Origin of the sequence: Chromobacterium sp. IIBBL 290-4 (assembly GCF_024207115.1) — a bacterium.
Classification (GTDB): domain Bacteria; phylum Pseudomonadota; class Gammaproteobacteria; order Burkholderiales; family Chromobacteriaceae; genus Chromobacterium.
The window spans coordinates 2,758,775-2,774,334 of the sequence record NZ_CP100128.1 but is presented as its reverse complement, the minus strand read 5'-3'; the positions used below and the strand labels follow the sequence as shown (position 1 = coordinate 2,774,334).

The 15,560-nt window shown below is 62.6% G+C and carries 16 protein-coding genes; 6 read left to right on the top strand and 10 right to left on the bottom strand.

Annotation, left to right across the window (positions count from 1 at the left end):
* Positions 1-183 precede the first annotated feature (183 nt).
* Entirely contained in the window at positions 184-2,421 is a 2,238-nt protein-coding gene (locus NKT35_RS12805; protein WP_254293504.1) for an NADP-dependent isocitrate dehydrogenase, read from the top strand.
* A gap of 81 nt (positions 2,422-2,502) precedes the next feature.
* Here the strand turns inward: NKT35_RS12805 and NKT35_RS12800 are convergent, their stop codons facing one another.
* The gene (locus NKT35_RS12800) at positions 2,503-3,390 is read right to left on the bottom strand and encodes a LysR family transcriptional regulator (RefSeq protein ID WP_254293502.1); all 888 of its coding nucleotides are present in this window, start codon (positions 3,388-3,390) and stop codon (positions 2,503-2,505) included.
* Between the two features lie 84 nt (positions 3,391-3,474).
* On the opposite strand from NKT35_RS12800, the gene NKT35_RS12795 reads away from it, so the two are divergent.
* The 3 genes from NKT35_RS12795 to NKT35_RS12785 are packed head-to-tail and all read left to right on the top strand — an operon-like array spanning position 3,475 to position 5,241.
* A complete protein-coding gene (locus NKT35_RS12795) occupies positions 3,475-3,969 on the top strand; it encodes an MFS transporter (RefSeq protein ID WP_254293500.1) in 495 nt (164 codons plus the stop codon).
* 6 nt (positions 3,970-3,975) lie between these two features.
* On the top strand, positions 3,976-4,695 hold the full coding sequence (locus tag NKT35_RS12790; RefSeq protein ID WP_254293498.1) for an MFS transporter: 720 nt from the start codon (positions 3,976-3,978) through the stop codon (positions 4,693-4,695).
* A gap of 9 nt (positions 4,696-4,704) precedes the next feature.
* Positions 4,705-5,241, top strand: a complete 537-nt coding sequence (locus NKT35_RS12785) for a GNAT family N-acetyltransferase (RefSeq protein ID WP_254293496.1) — start codon at positions 4,705-4,707, stop codon at positions 5,239-5,241.
* Between the two features lie 89 nt (positions 5,242-5,330).
* On the opposite strand, the gene NKT35_RS12780 is transcribed toward NKT35_RS12785, so the two are convergent.
* Positions 5,331-5,537: a cold-shock protein gene (locus NKT35_RS12780; protein WP_043576527.1), complete on the bottom strand. Its 207-nt coding sequence runs from the start codon at positions 5,535-5,537 to the stop codon at positions 5,331-5,333.
* Positions 5,538-5,763: 226 nt separating this feature from the next.
* On the opposite strand from NKT35_RS12780, the gene clpS reads away from it, so the two are divergent.
* Together clpS and clpA are read left to right on the top strand one after the other, a co-directional pair.
* Positions 5,764-6,072, top strand: a complete 309-nt coding sequence (gene clpS, locus NKT35_RS12775; RefSeq protein WP_043576531.1) for an ATP-dependent Clp protease adapter ClpS — start codon at positions 5,764-5,766, stop codon at positions 6,070-6,072.
* Positions 6,072-8,351, top strand: a complete 2,280-nt coding sequence (clpA, locus tag NKT35_RS12770; protein ID WP_254293494.1) for an ATP-dependent Clp protease ATP-binding subunit ClpA — start codon at positions 6,072-6,074, stop codon at positions 8,349-8,351. The genes clpS and clpA overlap by 1 nt, the downstream gene beginning before the upstream one ends.
* 53 nt (positions 8,352-8,404) lie before the next feature.
* Here the strand turns inward: clpA and xerD are convergent, their stop codons facing one another.
* The 8 genes from xerD to NKT35_RS12730 form a co-directional block, all read right to left on the bottom strand.
* The gene (xerD, locus tag NKT35_RS12765; protein ID WP_254293492.1) at positions 8,405-9,292 is read right to left on the bottom strand and encodes a site-specific tyrosine recombinase XerD; all 888 of its coding nucleotides are present in this window, start codon (positions 9,290-9,292) and stop codon (positions 8,405-8,407) included.
* The gene (locus NKT35_RS12760; protein ID WP_254293491.1) at positions 9,279-9,743 is read right to left on the bottom strand and encodes a methylated-DNA--[protein]-cysteine S-methyltransferase; all 465 of its coding nucleotides are present in this window, start codon (positions 9,741-9,743) and stop codon (positions 9,279-9,281) included. The genes xerD and NKT35_RS12760 overlap by 14 nt, the downstream gene beginning before the upstream one ends.
* Before the next feature lie 73 nt (positions 9,744-9,816).
* A complete protein-coding gene (rplS, locus tag NKT35_RS12755) occupies positions 9,817-10,185 on the bottom strand; it encodes a 50S ribosomal protein L19 (protein WP_149297030.1) in 369 nt (122 codons plus the stop codon).
* A 2-nt stretch (positions 10,186-10,187) separates the two neighbouring features.
* Positions 10,188-10,955 carry a tRNA (guanosine(37)-N1)-methyltransferase TrmD gene (gene trmD, locus NKT35_RS12750; RefSeq protein WP_254293489.1) on the bottom strand — a complete coding sequence of 256 codons (768 nt, stop codon included), beginning with the start codon at positions 10,953-10,955 and terminating at the stop codon, positions 10,188-10,190.
* Positions 10,955-11,464, bottom strand: coding sequence for a ribosome maturation factor RimM (gene rimM, locus NKT35_RS12745; protein ID WP_254293487.1), 510 nt, complete (start codon positions 11,462-11,464; stop codon positions 10,955-10,957). Before rimM ends, trmD begins: the two co-directional genes overlap by 1 nt.
* 34 nt (positions 11,465-11,498) lie before the next feature.
* A complete protein-coding gene (gene rpsP / locus NKT35_RS12740; protein ID WP_254293485.1) occupies positions 11,499-11,750 on the bottom strand; it encodes a 30S ribosomal protein S16 in 252 nt (83 codons plus the stop codon).
* A gap of 106 nt (positions 11,751-11,856) precedes the next feature.
* Positions 11,857-14,532, bottom strand: a complete 2,676-nt coding sequence (locus NKT35_RS12735; protein WP_254293483.1) for a bifunctional acetate--CoA ligase family protein/GNAT family N-acetyltransferase — start codon at positions 14,530-14,532, stop codon at positions 11,857-11,859.
* Positions 14,529-15,542 carry a cation diffusion facilitator family transporter gene (locus NKT35_RS12730; protein WP_254293481.1) on the bottom strand — a complete coding sequence of 338 codons (1,014 nt, stop codon included), beginning with the start codon at positions 15,540-15,542 and terminating at the stop codon, positions 14,529-14,531. Before NKT35_RS12730 ends, NKT35_RS12735 begins: the two co-directional genes overlap by 4 nt.
* Between the last annotated feature and the right edge of the window lie 18 nt (positions 15,543-15,560).

The window sequence follows — 15,560 nt, the reverse complement described above, 5'->3', positions numbered from 1 at the left end:
AATGAGGAGAGGTATAATTCGCATTTGAAAATTGCCAGCAAGCCGCCGGGGCCGGCGAGGTTTCGCCCGCCCAAACCCTTCCCGCCGCCCGCAACTGCGGTCAGCAGCGAGAAGCGGTCTGCCCGGACAGGGCCTGGCCGAGCAATCGTTCTGTCATCACAAGATCAACATGGAGATAGAGTCATGCCTGCAGAACAATCGAAAATCATCTACACCCTCACCGATGAAGCGCCGGCGCTGGCCACCAGTTCCTTCCTGCCCATCGTCCAGGCCTTCGCGGGTTCCGCCGGCATCACGGTCGACACCGCCGACATCTCCGTAGCCTCCCGCGTACTGGCTGAATTTCCCGACTATCTGAGCGACGCGCAGAAAGTCCCCAACACCCTGGCCGAACTCGGCAAGCTGACGCTGCAGCCGGAAGCCAACATCATCAAGCTGCCCAATATCAGCGCCTCCGTGGCTCAGCTGATCGCTTGCGTCAAGGAACTGCAAGCCAAGGGCTACCCGATTCCGGACTACCCGGAAAACCCGGCCAACGACGCCGAGAAGGCCATCAAGGACCGCTACGCCAAATGCCTGGGCTCCGCCGTGAACCCGGTGCTGCGCGAAGGCAACTCCGACCGCCGCGCGCCGCTGGCGGTGAAGAACTACGCCAAGAAGCATCCGCACTCGATGGGCGAATGGAAGCAGTGGTCGCAGACCCACTGTTCGCACATGCACCATGGCGACTTCTACCACGGCGAAAAGTCCATCACGCTGGACAAGGCCCGCGACGTCAAGATGGAGCTCACCACCAAGAGCGGCCAGACCATCGTGCTCAAGCCCAAGGTCGCGCTGCAAGACGGCGAGATCATCGACTCGATGTTCATGAGCAAGAAGGCGCTATGCGACTTCTACGAGCAGGAAATGGAAGACTGCCGCGAATCCGGCATCCTGTTCTCCCTGCACGTGAAGGCCACCATGATGAAGGTGTCCCACCCCATCGTATTCGGCCACTGCGTCAAGATCTACTACAAGGACGCGTTCGAGAAGCACGGCAAGCTGTTTGACGAGCTAGGCATCAACGTCAACAACGGCATGGCCACGCTGTACGAAAAAATCGAAACGCTGCCGGCCTCCAAGCGCGAAGAAATCATCCGCGACCTGCACGCCTGCCAGGAGCACCGCCCGCGCCTGGCGATGGTGGACTCCGCCAAGGGCATCACCAACTTCCATTCGCCGAACGACGTGATCGTCGACGCCTCGATGCCGGCGATGATCCGCGCTGGCGGCAAGATGTGGGGCGCCGATGGCAAGCCTTACGACTGCAAGGCCGTGATGCCGGAATCGACCTTCGCCCGCATCTACCAGGAGATGATCAACTTCTGCAAATGGCACGGCAACTTCGATCCGAAAACCATGGGCACCGTGCCCAACGTCGGCCTGATGGCGCAAAAGGCGGAAGAGTACGGTTCGCACGACAAGACTTTTGAAATCCAGGAAGACGGCGTCGCCAACATCGTTGACCTCGCCACCGGCGAAGTGCTGCTGAGCCAGAACGTGGAAGCCGGCGACATCTGGCGCATGTGCCAGGTCAAGGACGCGCCGATCCGCGACTGGGTGAAGCTGGCCGTAACCCGCGCCCGCAACTCCGGCATGCCGGCGGTGTTCTGGCTGGACCCGTACCGTCCGCATGAAAACGAGCTGATCAAGAAGGTGCAGACCTACCTGAAGGATTACGACACCAGCGGCCTGGACATCCACATCATGTCGCAAGTGCGCGCGATGCGCTTCACCCTGGAGCGCGTGGCCCGCGGCCTGGACACCATCTCGGTCACCGGCAACATCCTGCGCGACTACCTGACCGACCTGTTCCCTATCATGGAACTGGGCACCTCGGCCAAGATGCTGTCCATCGTGCCGCTGATGGCGGGCGGCGGCATGTACGAAACCGGCGCCGGCGGCTCCGCGCCCAAGCACGTGCAGCAGCTGCTGGAAGAAAACCACCTGCGTTGGGACAGCCTGGGCGAATTCCTGGCGCTGGCGGTATCGCTGGAAGACCTGGGCATCAAGACCGGCAACGCCAAGGCCAAGATCCTGGCCAAGACGCTGGACCTGGCCACCGGCAAGCTCTTGGACGAGAACAAGTCCCCATCGCGCCGCACCGGCGAGCTGGACAACCGCGGCAGCCAGTTCTACCTGTCGCAGTACTGGGCCCAGGCGCTGGCCGAGCAGAGCGAGGACAAGGAACTGCAAGCCCGCTTCGCCCCCGTCGCCAAGCAACTGGCCGACAACGAGCAGGCCATCCTGGCCGAACTGAAGGCCGTGCAGGGCAAGGCGGCCGACATCGGCGGCTACTACCTGCCGGACGCCGCCAAGTGCAGCGCGGTGATGCGCCCGAGCGCCACCTTCAACGCCGCCATCGCCGCCGTGCGCGCCTAAGCGTCGACGGGCATGGACAAAGCCTCCGGAGCGATCCGGAGGCTTTTTTCATTGCGCCGCCCTGCCGTGGAGGCAAGCCATTCAACGCCATTCCCGCGCCAGCTCCCTAGCCGCTTCCAGCACCCTGCCCTTGGCTTCATCGCGCCGCTTGCCGCCGCGCCAGGCCATCACCACCCGCCAGCGGCCCAGCTCCGGCTCAGCCAGATCCAACTCCTTGAGCAATCCCTGGCTCAGCTCTTCCCTTACCGCCAAGCGCGGCACAAACGCGATATAGCCATGCCATAGCGCCAGATCCCGCGCCGCCGCCGCCGGTTGCAATAAATGGATAGGGCTGGCCGATTGCCGCAAAGGCCGCAAACGCCGGACCAGATCCTCCGCCGCTTCGCCCCAGCGCTGCGGCGCCAACGGATAGGCGGCAATCTGCGCCAAGGTCACGCCTCGCGCGTCGGCCAGGGGATGCGAAGCGCCTGCCACCGCCACGATGGGCGCATCGCCCAGCACTTCCTGCTCAATGCCGCCGGTACTGGGCCTTTGCAATAAAAAACCGATGTCCAGCGCGCCGGACAGCACTTGCTGCAGAATCTGCGGCGAATGGTCGGTATCGCAATGAATTTCCAGAGGCGCGGCGGCCAGCTTGCGCAATAAGGGGCCGAAAATCACCCCGGCCAAGGACGGCAGCGACGCCAGCTTCAATTTAGGCAAACCCTCCCCCACCCGCATCCGCTCGCGCCCTTCGGCCAAGGCCTCCAGCGCGGTCCGAGCCGCCGGCAAGTAAGCCAGGCAAGCGGCAGTGGGCTCGGCCCCGCGGCGGTGGCGATTGAACAGCTTCGCGCCCAATAAAGTTTCCAGCTGCGCGATGCGCTGGCTGGCCTGCGGCTGAGTCCAGCCGCGCTTGGCCGCCGCCTGGCTGAAACTGCCCAGCTGCGCCGCATCCAATAGCAAGGACAAATCATCCAGAGAAATAGACATAAAAATTGCTGATACCAAAAATAATCAATAGCCGGTTTCGATAATATCAAAACCGCATCAGAATCGCCCGGCGATGGAGGCGATATGACAAACATGACCCAGGCCCGCCGTATGGGCCAATGCATTCTGCTGTTGGACAATACTCTGGTTTCATTTGGTTTCTACCTGGCTTTTCCGCTGATCAGCAGCCACTTCGTCGGCCAATTGCACTGGCCCGCGCTATGGGTGGGCTGCGCCTTGGGCGGACGCCAGTTTTGCCAGCAAGGCTTGAGTTGGCTGGGCGGCGGCCTGGCCGATCGCTTCGGCGCCAAACCAGCCATACTGAGCGGGCTGGTCTTGCGGGCCGCCAGCTTCGCCCTGCTGGCCCATGCGGAAAACATCGGCGCCTTGTTAGCTAGCTGCCTGCTTGCCGGCGTCGGCGGCGCGCTGTTCGAACCTGCCCGCGGCGCATTGTTGGCGCGGCTGTTGCCGCCCAGCCGTCGCGAACGTTTCTTCGCCTGGCTGATGACAACAGAAAACCTGAGCGCGGCCGGCGGCGCCTGGGCCGGCAGCTTGCTGCTGGACTGGGGCTTTTACTGAATAGGCATGGCCGGCATGCTCGCGTTCATGCTGGCATGCGCGGCCAACGCCGCGCTGCTGCCGGCGTATCGCGCCACCCGCCCTGCCCGGCAAAGCGCCGCGGCCGGCCCTTCGGTCTGGCGCGATCGGGCATTTCTTGCCCTGGTGTTGAGCTATAGCGGCTATTACATCCTGATGGTGCAGATGCTGATGCTGCTCCCGCTGTCCTTGCAGCAGCAAACCGGCAGCGCGAGCGCGGCCGGCTGGCTGTACGCGGAGCAGACCGCCATGATGCTGCTGTTGGCCTACCCGCTGACCCGCTATTTGGAACGCCGCTGGAGCCGGGAGCGGTGCATCTGCGGCGGGCTGGCCTTGATCACCTTGTCCCTGCTGCTGATTCCGCTTTGGCATAGCGCCATCGCCACGCTGAGCTGCGCCGCCTTGTTCATGCTTGGCGCGCTGGCCGTCGAGCCTGCCCGCGAGGGCCAGCTGATGAGTTTGGCCAAACCCCACGCCCGCGCGCGCTACATCGGCGCCGGCAGGCTGGGCCAGGCCATCGGCGGCGCCAGCGGCTACCTGATAGGCGGAGCCTTGGCGGACCTCGCCCATACGCTCTCCGCCCCTTCGCTCCCATGGCTTGCGCTTGGGGCCATAGGCGCGCTCACATTGCTGCGTCTACGAACCGTGTTCAAACCGCAGCTTCTCGGCCCTTCTGAATCTTCCGCAACCGCGCTGTCGCGCATCTGAAAGACCCTCATGCCGCATTTGACCACCGCAAGGCTGCTGCTGCGCAGACCGACGCTTGACGATATTGACAGCCTGTTCGCCATCTATGGCGATCCAGCGACCAATCTCTACAATCCCAACGGCCCCTACCCTTCAAGGCTCTATGCCGCAGAAAAAATGGCAGCCTGGCTAAAAGGATGGGATCAGGACGGCATCGGCCAATGGGCTGTTGCAAAACTGGACTCGCCTGCAGAGGTCATCGGATTTGGCGGGCTGTCTTACATGGATTACAACGGCGAACTCAAATTGAACCTCGGCTATCGTTTCGCCACGGCAGCCTGGGGCAAAGGTTACGCCAGCGAAACCGCCCGCGCCGCCTTGGACTGCGCCTTCGAGCGGCTCAATGCGCCTTCAATCTATGGCAAGGTCAGGCCTGCCAACCTGGCGTCAATCCACGTGCTGGAAAAGCAAGGCTTTCGACAGATCGCGCAGCTGCGCGACGTGGAAGACCGCCCACCCTCGCTTGTTTTTGAATTGACTCAAGCCGATTATCTGAGTCGCGCCTAAAGCCGGAAAATGAAAAGCCCGCCATAGGCGGGCTTTTTGGGAATGCGACCAACAGCCCACCACACGGCGGGACTGAAGCAGAACAATGCTTAAGCAGCGTTCTGGATATTAGACGCTTGCTTGCCCTTCGGACCGGACACCACTTCAAAGCTTACACGCTGACCCTCTTTCAGGGTCTTGAAGCCTTGCATGTTGATGGCCGAGAAGTGAGCGAACAGATCCTCGCCACCTTCGTCCGGAGTAATAAAGCCGAAGCCTTTTGCGTCATTGAACCACTTCACGGTACCAAATGCCATGTAACTTCCTTGCGAAAAAAGGCTGGTGAAGCCGACCAACTTAGAGCTTAATATAGTTTGACAATTCCGTTTCAGCGAAAGATGCCAACCGCTTAAGCCAAGCACCAGCTGCATTTCTACGCATACCAGGCTGCGCCGTCAAGTGATTGCCGTCTGTTGCGCCCCCTTGAAAAAAAGTCAGGGGGAACCAAAATTGAAGTAAGGCACCGTTTCCATGAAAGTCGACATGTCCACCTCGGTCAAAGACGATGCCCAGCTTGAGGCGTCACGGGTTAGGGAAAACCCACCCCCGATGTATAAGGTGTTGTTATTGAACGATGATTTTACCCCGATGGACTTCGTGGTGCAGGTTCTCCAGCAGTTCTTCCACATGAACCGAGAGAAGGCCACCCACATCATGCTGCAAGTCCACACGCAAGGTCACGGCGTGTGTGGCGTTTATACCAAAGACGTGGCTGCAACGAAGGTCGAGCAGGTGTTGCAATATGCGAAAGCGCATCAGCATCCGCTTCAGTGCGTAATGGAGGAAAACTGATGATTGCCCAGGAGCTTGAAGTAAGCCTGCACATGGCGTTCATGGACGCACGGCGCAAGCGCCACGAGTTCATCAGCGTGGAGCATCTGCTGCTCGCGATGACCGACAACCCGTCGGCCGCAGAAGTCCTGCGGGCCTGCGGCGCCAATATCGACCAACTCAAGAAGCAGCTGACCGACTTCATCGACGAGCACACGCCCACCGTGCCCGGCGAGGCCGAAGTCGAAACCCAGCCTACGCTTGGCTTCCAGCGCGTGATTCAACGCGCCATCCTCCACGTGCAGTCGTCGGGCAAGAAGGAAGTGTCCGGCGCCAACATCCTGGTCGCCATCTTCGGCGAAAAGGACTCGCACGCGGTGTATTACCTGCACCAGCAAGGCATTTCGCGGCTGGATGTCGTCAACTTCATCTCGCACGGCATCACCAAGCAGCGGTCGCAGCAGCCGCCGCAAGAGCCGCGCGACAACAGCAACAACGACGCGGAGAGCGAGGAGCAGACCACCGGTCCGGGCGGGGCGCTGGAGAACTACACCCAGAACCTCAACCAGATGGCCCGCGACGGCAAGATCGACCCCTTGATCGGCCGCGAGCATGAGCTGGAACGCACGGTGCAGATCCTGTGCCGCCGCCGCAAGAACAACCCGCTGCTGGTGGGCGAGGCAGGCGTCGGCAAAACCGCCATCGCGGAGGGCCTGGCGCGCCGCATCGTGGGCGGAGAAGTGCCGGAAATCCTGTCCAAATCCACCGTCTACGCGCTGGACATGGGCGCCCTGCTGGCCGGCACCAAGTACCGCGGCGATTTCGAGCAGCGGCTGAAGGCGGTGATCAAGCAGCTCACCGACGACAGCAACGCGATCTTGTTCATTGACGAGATCCACACGCTGATCGGCGCCGGTGCGGCCTCCGGCGGCACGCTGGACGCGTCCAACCTGCTCAAGCCTGCCCTTTCGAACGGCAGCCTGCGTTGCATAGGCGCCACGACGTACAACGAATACCGCGGCATCTTCGAAAAAGACAACGCGCTGTCGCGCCGCTTCCAGAAGATAGACGTCACCGAGCCGACGGTCGAGCAGACGGTGGAAATCCTCAAGGGCCTGAAATCCCGCTTCGAGGCCCACCATGGCGTCAAGTACACGCAGTCGGCGCTGTCCACCGCGGCAGAGCTGTCGGCGCGCTACATCAACGACCGCCATCTGCCGGACAAGGCCATCGACGTGATCGACGAAGCCGGCGCGGCGCAGAAGATCCTGCCCAAGTCCAGGCAGAAGAAGGTGATCAACAAGTCGGAGATCGAAGAGATCGTCGCCAAGATCGCCCGCATTCCGCCCAAGACGGTCTCCAGCGACGACAAGAACGTGCTGAAGAACCTGGAGCGCGATCTGAAGAACGTGGTGTTCGGCCAGGAGAAGGCGATCGAAGGCCTGTCCAGCGCGATCAAGATGACGCGCTCCGGCCTGGGCAACCCGCAGAAGCCTATCGGCTCCTTCCTGTTCTCCGGCCCGACCGGCGTCGGCAAAACCGAGCTGGCGCGCCAACTGGCCTACATTCTCGGCGTCGAGCTGATCCGCTTCGACATGTCCGAGTATATGGAGCGCCATGCGGTGTCGCGCTTGATCGGCGCGCCTCCGGGCTATGTCGGCTTCGAACAGGGCGGCCAGTTGACCGAGGCCATCAACAAGCATCCGTACGCGGTGGTGCTGCTGGATGAGATCGAAAAAGCGCATCCGGACATCTACAACGTGCTGCTGCAGGTGATGGACCACGGCACCCTGACCGACAACAACGGCCGCAAGGCGGATTTCCGCAACGTGGTGCTGATCATGACCACCAACGCGGGCGCGGAATCGCTGTCCAAGCCGACGCTGGGCTTCACCCAGACCAAGGCCGCCGGCGACGAGATGGGCGACATCAAGAAGATGTTCAGCCCCGAGTTCCGCAACCGTCTGGACGCCATCATCCCGTTCGGCATGCTGGACGAGCAGATCATCCTGCAGGTGGTGGACAAGTTCCTGATGCAGCTGGAACAGCAATTGTCGGAGAAGCATGTCGACATCCACTTCACCGACGAGCTGCGCCGCTACCTGGCGAAGAACGGCTTCGACCCGCTGATGGGCGCCCGCCCGATGGCGCGGCTGATCCAGGACACGCTGCGCAAGGCGCTGGCGGACGAGCTGTTGTTCGGCCGCCTGGTATCCGGCGGCGAGGTGACGGTGACGGTGATCGACGACAAGGTGGAGCTGAAGTTCGACCAAGGCGCGCTGGCCACCGAACCGGCCTGATCCCTAAACTCCAGTCGACGACGCCCGCGCAAGCGGGCGTTTTCTTTGCGGCCTCAGCCGCGCGGATGATGCTTGGCGTGCAGCTGCTTCAAGCGTTCGCGCGCGACATGGGTGTAGATCTGCGTGGTGGAAATATCGGAGTGGCCCAATAGCAGCTGCACCACCCGCAGATCCGCGCCGTGATTGACCAGATGGGTGGCGAAGGCATGGCGCAGCACGTGCGGACTGACCTTGGCCAAGCCCAGGCGGCCGGCGTATTGCGAGATCAAATGCCAAGCCATCTGCCGCGTCATGCCGGCCTTGCGCTGGGTGACGAATACCTCGTCGCAGGGATGTCCGGCCAATAGCAATGGCCTCGCCTCCTTGAAATAACGCAGCAGCCAATCCTGGGCTATCTCGCCCAAGGGCACCAGCCGCTCCTTGCTGCCCTTGCCTATGGTCTTGACCACGCCATCCAGCAAATTCAGCTGGCTGAGCGTCAGCCCCACCAGTTCCGACACCCGCAGTCCGCTGGCGTACAGCACTTCCAGCATGGCCCGATCGCGCATTCCCAGCGGCGTGGACACATCCGGCGCATCCAGCAGCGCCTCCACATCCTTCTCGGATAGCGATTTAGGCAGCCGTTGCCCTTGCTTGGGAGACACCAGCCTGGCGCTGGGGTCATCCTGCCGGATCCCGCTTTGCGTCAGATGCTGATAGTAGCGGCGCAAGGCCGACGTCAGCCGGGCCCGGGTGGCCGGCTTTTCGCTGTCCACGCCCAGCAGCAGCGCGCGCTCCAGATCTTGCTGTCCGGCGCTCTCCAGCGCCGCGCCCCGCTCGGCCAGCCGCGCCGCCAGCTTGGACAAGTCGCGCCGGTAGGCCGCCAGCGTATTCTGCGACAAGCCATCGGACAGCCATAGCTGGTCCAGGAAGGCGTCGATGCTGTCTTTATCCGAGCTCATGCCGCAGCAGCCATTTCTTGATGTTGAGCGTGCCATCGCCGCTGGACTGGTTGAAGCCGCCCAGGCCGGCGCTCGCCACCACGCGGTGGCAGGGCACGATGAGGGGAATGGGATTGCGTCCGCAAGCGCCGCCGACGGCCCGCGGCGAAGAGGCCAGCGTTTGCGAGATATCCAGATAGCGGCGCGTCTCGCCGCAGGGAATGGCGGCGATTTGCTCCCACACCTTCAACTGGTAAGGCGTGCCATGCAGGCGATAAGGCAAGGCGAAGACATGGCGAGGGTCGGCGTAATATGCATCCAGCTGGCGCGCCACCTCCGCCTCCAGGCTGCCTGAGGCGGGCGGCGCCAGCGGCGCGTCCGCCGGCATGAAGTCTAGCCTTATCAATTCACCGTCGCGGCACTGCATGCCCAACCGGCCGAACGGCGCGGCGATCACGGCGCTGAAACCCATCGCACCCCCTTGAAATGAAAAAAGCGCAAGGCCAGGCCTTGCGCTTTGATGATAGCGGCGGTCGCCGACAGGATTAACCCTGCTTGCGAGCCGGCAGCTTTTCCTTGATGCGTGCGGACTTGCCGGTGCGGCCGCGCAGGTAGTACAGCTTGGCGCGACGAACGTCACCGCGACGCTTCACTTCAACGGAAGCCACCAGCGGGGAGTAAGTTTGGAAGGTACGCTCAACACCTTCGCCGGCGGACATCTTGCGCACGGTGAAAGCGCTGTTCAGGCCGCGGTTACGCTTGGCGATTACCACGCCTTCGTAAGCCTGCAGACGCTCGCGGTTGCCTTCCTTTACCTTAACTTGCACCACTACGGTGTCGCCCGGGGCGAATTCCGGCAGGGTCTTGCCCAGGCGTGCGATTTCTTCTTGCTCGAGTTTTTGAATCAGATTCATGATTACTCCGATTTGTTCTGGATATCTTGTTCCTGCTGGTACTCCGCCAGCAGCCGAGATTCCTGTTTTGTCAAAATGCGGTCTTTCAGCAGCTCGGGACGACGTTTCCACGTGCGCCCCAGCGACTGCTTCAGCCGCCATTTGGCGATCAGGGCATGATTACCGGACAACAGCACGTCCGGCACCCGCATGCCTCGATACTCTTCGGGTCGGGTATAATGCGGACAGTCCAACAGACCATCCACAAATGAGTCTTCGTACGCCGATTGCGCGTCATTGAGCGCGCCCGGCAGCAGCCTGACCACAGCATCCGTCACCACCATCGCCGCCAGCTCGCCGCCGGACAGCACATAGTCGCCGATGGAGATTTCCTCGTCGACCTCGGTGGCGATCAAGCGCTCGTCTATGCCTTCGTAGCGGCCGCACAGCAGGATCAGGCCCGGCTTTTGCGACAGCTCTTCCGCCTTGGCATGGCTTAACTGTTTGCCTTGCGGCGACAGGTACACCACGTGCGAACGCTCCACGCCGGCTTCGCGCTGACGCGCTCGCGCGGCGGCGAGCGCCTTTTCCAAGGGCTCGATCTGCATCACCATGCCGGGACCGCCGCCATAAGGCCGGTCATCCACCCGACGATAATTGTCGTGGGTGAAATCACGCGGATTCCAGGCATGGAAATGCCACAGGCCCAAATCAAGCGCCCGCTGGCTGACGCCAAAACGGGCGATCGAATCGAACATCTCCGGGAACAGCGTTACCGCGTCGATCTGCATCAGTAATCCAGACCCCAGTCCACCAGAATGCGGCCCTCGGCTCGCACCACGTCCAGCACATACTGTCCGACGAAGGGGATCAGCCTTTGCTGACCATCGTCGCCCTTGACCACCAGCACATCGTTGGCGCCCGTCTCAAGCAGGTTGTCCACCTTGCCGAGCGTTTCGCCTTGCTGGTTGACGACGACCAGGCCGATCAGGTCGGCCCAGTAATATTCGTCGTCGCCGGCCTCCGGCAACTCGCTGCGCGGAATCGCGATCTGCGAGCCGCGCAACGCTTCCGCGCCGTCGCGATCTTCGACGCCTTCCAGCTTGGCCGCCAGGGCCTTGGGCTGAACCGCGCCGTTTTCGAATGCATATGGCTTCCAGCTGCCGTTCTTGCCCAACCACCAGGTCGGGTAATCGAACAGACTGTCAGCGTATTCGGTATCGGCATGGATTTTCACCCAGCCCTTGATGCCGAAGGCGCCGCGCACAAAGCCCATCACTACCAGATCTTCGTCGCGCATGCGCCCAATTCCGTCTTGAGTTTGGATAGCCGAATTAAGCGGCTACGGCCTTCTGCTCTTTCAGCAGCTTGGCAACGGAGTCGGACAGCTGAGCGCCAACGCCTACCCAGTAGTTCAGACGGTCCATGGTGAAGCGGACGCGTTCTTGCTTTTCGTTGGCTACCGGGTTGTAGAAGCCAACGCGCTCGATGAAGCGACCGTCACGACGGTTGCGGGAATCGGTCACCACGATGTTGTAGAACGGACGGTTCTTGGCGCCGCCGCGTGCCAGACGAATCACTACCATTGTCGATTGTCCTTGAAAAAAACTGGATATAGAAAAGCCCACGATTTTAGGGCAGATTTCCCTTATCTTGCAAGCGCTTAATGCAAAACTGTGTCAGAGCCGCCGCCTACAAGGGCTTCAGCACCAGCGTCAAGGCCCTGTCTTCAGGGTGCGGCTCGACGCTAAACCCCAGTTTATGCATCAGTTTCAACATGCCCTTGTTGCCGGCCAGGACTTCGCCGCGCATCAGCTTCAAGCCCTGCTCGCGCGCCGCGTCGAACAGCGCCTGCATCAGCAAATTGCCGATGCCGCGCCCCTGCCAACTATCCGCCACTTCCAGCGCGAACTCGCAGGCTTCGTTGTCCGGATCGGTGATGAAACGCGCCACCGCCAGCATCTCCTCGCCCCCGTCGCCTTCGCGCGTCATCGCCAACGCCATCTCGCGGTCGTAGTCGAGCTGGGTGAAGCGGACCAGCATGCTTTGCGACAATTGCTTGATGCTGGAAAGGTAGCGGTTATATCGGCTTTCTTCCGAGAGATTGCGGACGAAGGCCTGCTGCATCTCGGCGTCTTCCGGCCGGATCGGCCGGATCATCACCGGCGTGCCGTCATGCAGCTTGGCGCATATCACCATATGGCTGGGGTAAGGCATGATGGCCATGTGGCCGTAACGCTTCAGGTCGCGGCGCGCGGGCTCAACGATGATGCGGGCGTCCAGCGCGATGACGCCCTGTTCGTCGGCCACCAGCGGGTTGATATCCATCTCTCGCAATTGCGGCAGCTCGCACACCATTTCCGATACCTGCAGCAGCACATGACGCAATTCGTCGATATCGACCGGCGGCAGGTTCTTGAACGGTCCGAGCAGCTGGCCGATGCGGGTCTGGCCTATCATATTGTCGACCAGATAATCATTCAGCGGCGGCAAGGCCAGCGCCAGGTCATGCATCACCTCCACCGCGATGCCGCCGGCGCCGAAGGTGATCACCGGACCGAAGGCAGCGTCGCGCGCCACGCCGACGATCACCTCGCGGGCGAAGCGGCGTTTGCGCATGGGCTGCACCGAGACGCCATCGATGCGCGCATCCGGCCGCGCATGCCTCGCGCGGGAAATGATGCCGTCGAAGGCGCTGCGCAGCGTCGTTTCGTTGCTGATATTCAGCTCAACGCCGCCGACATCCGACTTATAGATGATGTCGGGCGAGTCTATCTTCAGCACCACCGGATAACCTATCTTCTCCGCCTGGCGGGCCGCCTGGTCGGCGGTGCGCGCCAGCGTGGTCGGATTCACCGGGATATGAAAGGCCGCCAGCACCTGCTTGGATTCGCGCTCGGACAAAATGGTGCGGCCTTCGGCCAGCGCGGCGTCTATCACCTTGCGCGCGGCGCCGATGTCGGCCTCGTCGCGCTTGCCTTCCAGCGGACCCGGCGTCTGCAGCAGCAACTGCTGATTGCGCTGATAGGCCGCCAGATGGCGGAACACCTCGATGCCGTACTCCGGCGCCCGGAAGTGCGCGCACTTGGCCTTGTCGAACAGCTCGCGGCTTTCCGACACCTTGGCGTCGCCCAGCCAGGACAGGAACAGCGGCTTGGAGGTCTCGCGCTGCAGCCCTATCATCAATTGCGCCGTAGTCAGATGATCAGTACCCGCCTGCGGCGTGAACACCACCATCACGCCGTCCACGCCGGCATCGTCGACGCAGGCCTTCACCGCGGTGCGGAAACGCATCGGGCTGGCGTCGCCGATGATGTCCAAGGGATTGGCATGCGACCAGTTGCGCGGCAGCACGCTGTCCAGCAGCTTCATGGTTTCATCGCCGAGCTTGGCCAGCTCCACGCCGTTGTCCACCGCGCTGTCCGCCGCCAGCAGCCCGGGACCGAAGCCGTTGGAGACGATGGCCAAGCGTCGTCCGCCCACCCGGTAATTGGCGGCCAGCACCTTGGCGGCGGTGAACAGCTGCGAGATGGACGACACCCGCAGCACGCCGGCGCGGGACAAGGCGGCGTCGAACACATCGCCGCTGGCCACCAGATTGCCGGCATGGGTGCGGCCGTTGTCATCGCTTTCGAAACGGCCGGACTTGATCACCACCACCGGCTTGGTGCGGGCGGCGGCGCGCAGCGCCGACATAAAGCGGCGCGAATCGTGAATGTGGTGTACATGCAACAGAATGCCCTGGGTGGCGTTGTCGGCCACCAGGTAATCCAGAATCTCGCCGAAACCGACATCCAGCGCGCCGCCCAGCGAGATCACGCTGGAGAAGCCGATTTCCTTGCTGTCCGCCCAGTCCAGCATCGCCGCGCACAAGGCGGACGACTCCGACACCAGCGCCAGATTGCCCGGCCTCACCTTGCCGCTGTAGTTGCTGGCGTTGAAGCCGGCCACCGGCCGCATCAGGCCCAGCACATTGGGGCCGAGGATGCGGATGCCGAAGTGGCGGGCGATGGACAAGGCCTCGTTGATCAGCTCCTGCTCCAACTGCTCGCTGTCGGAAAACTCCTTGGCCAGCAACACCGCCTTGACGCCCTTCTTGCCGCAATCCTTGACGATGGCCGGCAGGCTGCGGATCGCCGTCACCACCACCGCCAGGTCCACCGGCCCGTCTATCTGCCGCACCGAGGACACCGCTGGAATGCCGCCCACCACCTTATGGTTCAGATTCACCGGAAACAGCTTGCCCTGGAAAGCGCTGGCCAGCAGATTGGCGAACACCGCCTGGCCGATGGAGCCGGGCCGGTCGCTGGCGCCGACCACGGCGACATGGCGAGGAGAAAACAGCGGGGTCAGATAATGCGGCCTCATGGATACTTGTCCTCGGAAACGATATCAATAGGCACCGGCTTGCCCGCCGGCGCGGCTGGCGGCCATTCCGCCTGCAAGGTTACGTGATCGATGCTGAAATCGCGCGACAGCATGCGCTGGCACGCCGCCAGAATGCGCGGCCAATCCTGCGGGGCCGCAATCCGCAAATGCGCCGACAAGGCCACCCGCTCCGCCGACATGGTCCAGACATGCAGATCATGCACCGAGCGGACGCCGGCGATGGCGGCCAGCGCCGCGCCTATCCGGTTGTAGTCGAGATGCCGCGGCACGCCCTCCATCAGCACCAGCCCGGCCTGGCGAATCAAGCGCCAAGCCGCGGCAAGCAATAACAGGGCCACCAGGATGGACAACAGCGGATCCACCATCAGCCATCCCGTCCGCCAGATTACCGCACCTGATGCGATCGCAGCCACCGAGCCCAGCAGATCGCCCAGCACATGCCATAGCGCCGCGCGGCTGTTCAGGCTGTGCGCGCCGCGGCTAAGCAGCCAGGCGGCCAGCGCATTGACCGCCAAGCCCGCCGCCGCGATCCACAACAACCCCAAGCCGTTGACCGGATGCGGCCGCGCCAGCCTGGACGCCGCCTCGATCACGATGACGATGGACAGCCCGAACAGCAGCAGGCTATTCACCAAGGCGCCCAGCACTTCGGCGCGGCCGTGGCCGAACGACAGCCTCTCATTGGCCGGACGGTGGCCAATATGCGACACCCACAACGCCAATAATAAGGACAGCGAATCAGTCAACATGTGGCCGGCGTCGGACAGCAGCGCCAATGACCCGCTCCACCAGCCGCCCAGCAGCTCCACCACGGCGAACACCAGCGTCAGCGCCGTCACCTGGGCCAGCGAGCGGCTGCTCAGCCGGCGGCCGGCCCGCGCGCTCGGCCCTGCATGCGGGTGCAAATGGCCATGATTGAAGTCATGTTCGTCGTCGTGCGCGCAATCTTCCGCGCCGCTCTCATCATGCAGATGGAACCTGGACGTCATTTTGACCTCCGACAAACA

What these genes read in the sequence shown, in the direction of transcription:
- NKT35_RS12805 (WP_254293504.1), top strand. Translation starts at nt 184, where the DNA reads ATGCCTGCAGAACAATCGAAAATCATCTACACCCTCACCGATGAAGCG.
- NKT35_RS12800 (WP_254293502.1), bottom strand. Translation starts at nt 3,390, where the DNA reads ATGTCTATTTCTCTGGATGATTTGTCCTTGCTATTGGATGCGGCGCAG.
- NKT35_RS12795 (WP_254293500.1), top strand. Translation starts at nt 3,475, where the DNA reads ATGACAAACATGACCCAGGCCCGCCGTATGGGCCAATGCATTCTGCTG.
- NKT35_RS12790 (WP_254293498.1), top strand. Translation starts at nt 3,976, where the DNA reads ATGGCCGGCATGCTCGCGTTCATGCTGGCATGCGCGGCCAACGCCGCG.
- NKT35_RS12785 (WP_254293496.1), top strand. Translation starts at nt 4,705, where the DNA reads ATGCCGCATTTGACCACCGCAAGGCTGCTGCTGCGCAGACCGACGCTT.
- NKT35_RS12780 (WP_043576527.1), bottom strand. Translation starts at nt 5,537, where the DNA reads ATGGCATTTGGTACCGTGAAGTGGTTCAATGACGCAAAAGGCTTCGGC.
- clpS (WP_043576531.1), top strand. Translation starts at nt 5,764, where the DNA reads ATGTCCACCTCGGTCAAAGACGATGCCCAGCTTGAGGCGTCACGGGTT.
- clpA (WP_254293494.1), top strand. Translation starts at nt 6,072, where the DNA reads ATGATTGCCCAGGAGCTTGAAGTAAGCCTGCACATGGCGTTCATGGAC.
- xerD (WP_254293492.1), bottom strand. Translation starts at nt 9,292, where the DNA reads ATGAGCTCGGATAAAGACAGCATCGACGCCTTCCTGGACCAGCTATGG.
- NKT35_RS12760 (WP_254293491.1), bottom strand. Translation starts at nt 9,743, where the DNA reads ATGGGTTTCAGCGCCGTGATCGCCGCGCCGTTCGGCCGGTTGGGCATG.
- rplS (WP_149297030.1), bottom strand. Translation starts at nt 10,185, where the DNA reads ATGAATCTGATTCAAAAACTCGAGCAAGAAGAAATCGCACGCCTGGGC.
- trmD (WP_254293489.1), bottom strand. Translation starts at nt 10,955, where the DNA reads ATGCAGATCGACGCGGTAACGCTGTTCCCGGAGATGTTCGATTCGATC.
- rimM (WP_254293487.1), bottom strand. Translation starts at nt 11,464, where the DNA reads ATGCGCGACGAAGATCTGGTAGTGATGGGCTTTGTGCGCGGCGCCTTC.
- rpsP (WP_254293485.1), bottom strand. Translation starts at nt 11,750, where the DNA reads ATGGTAGTGATTCGTCTGGCACGCGGCGGCGCCAAGAACCGTCCGTTC.
- NKT35_RS12735 (WP_254293483.1), bottom strand. Translation starts at nt 14,532, where the DNA reads ATGAGGCCGCATTATCTGACCCCGCTGTTTTCTCCTCGCCATGTCGCC.
- NKT35_RS12730 (WP_254293481.1), bottom strand. Translation starts at nt 15,542, where the DNA reads ATGACGTCCAGGTTCCATCTGCATGATGAGAGCGGCGCGGAAGATTGC.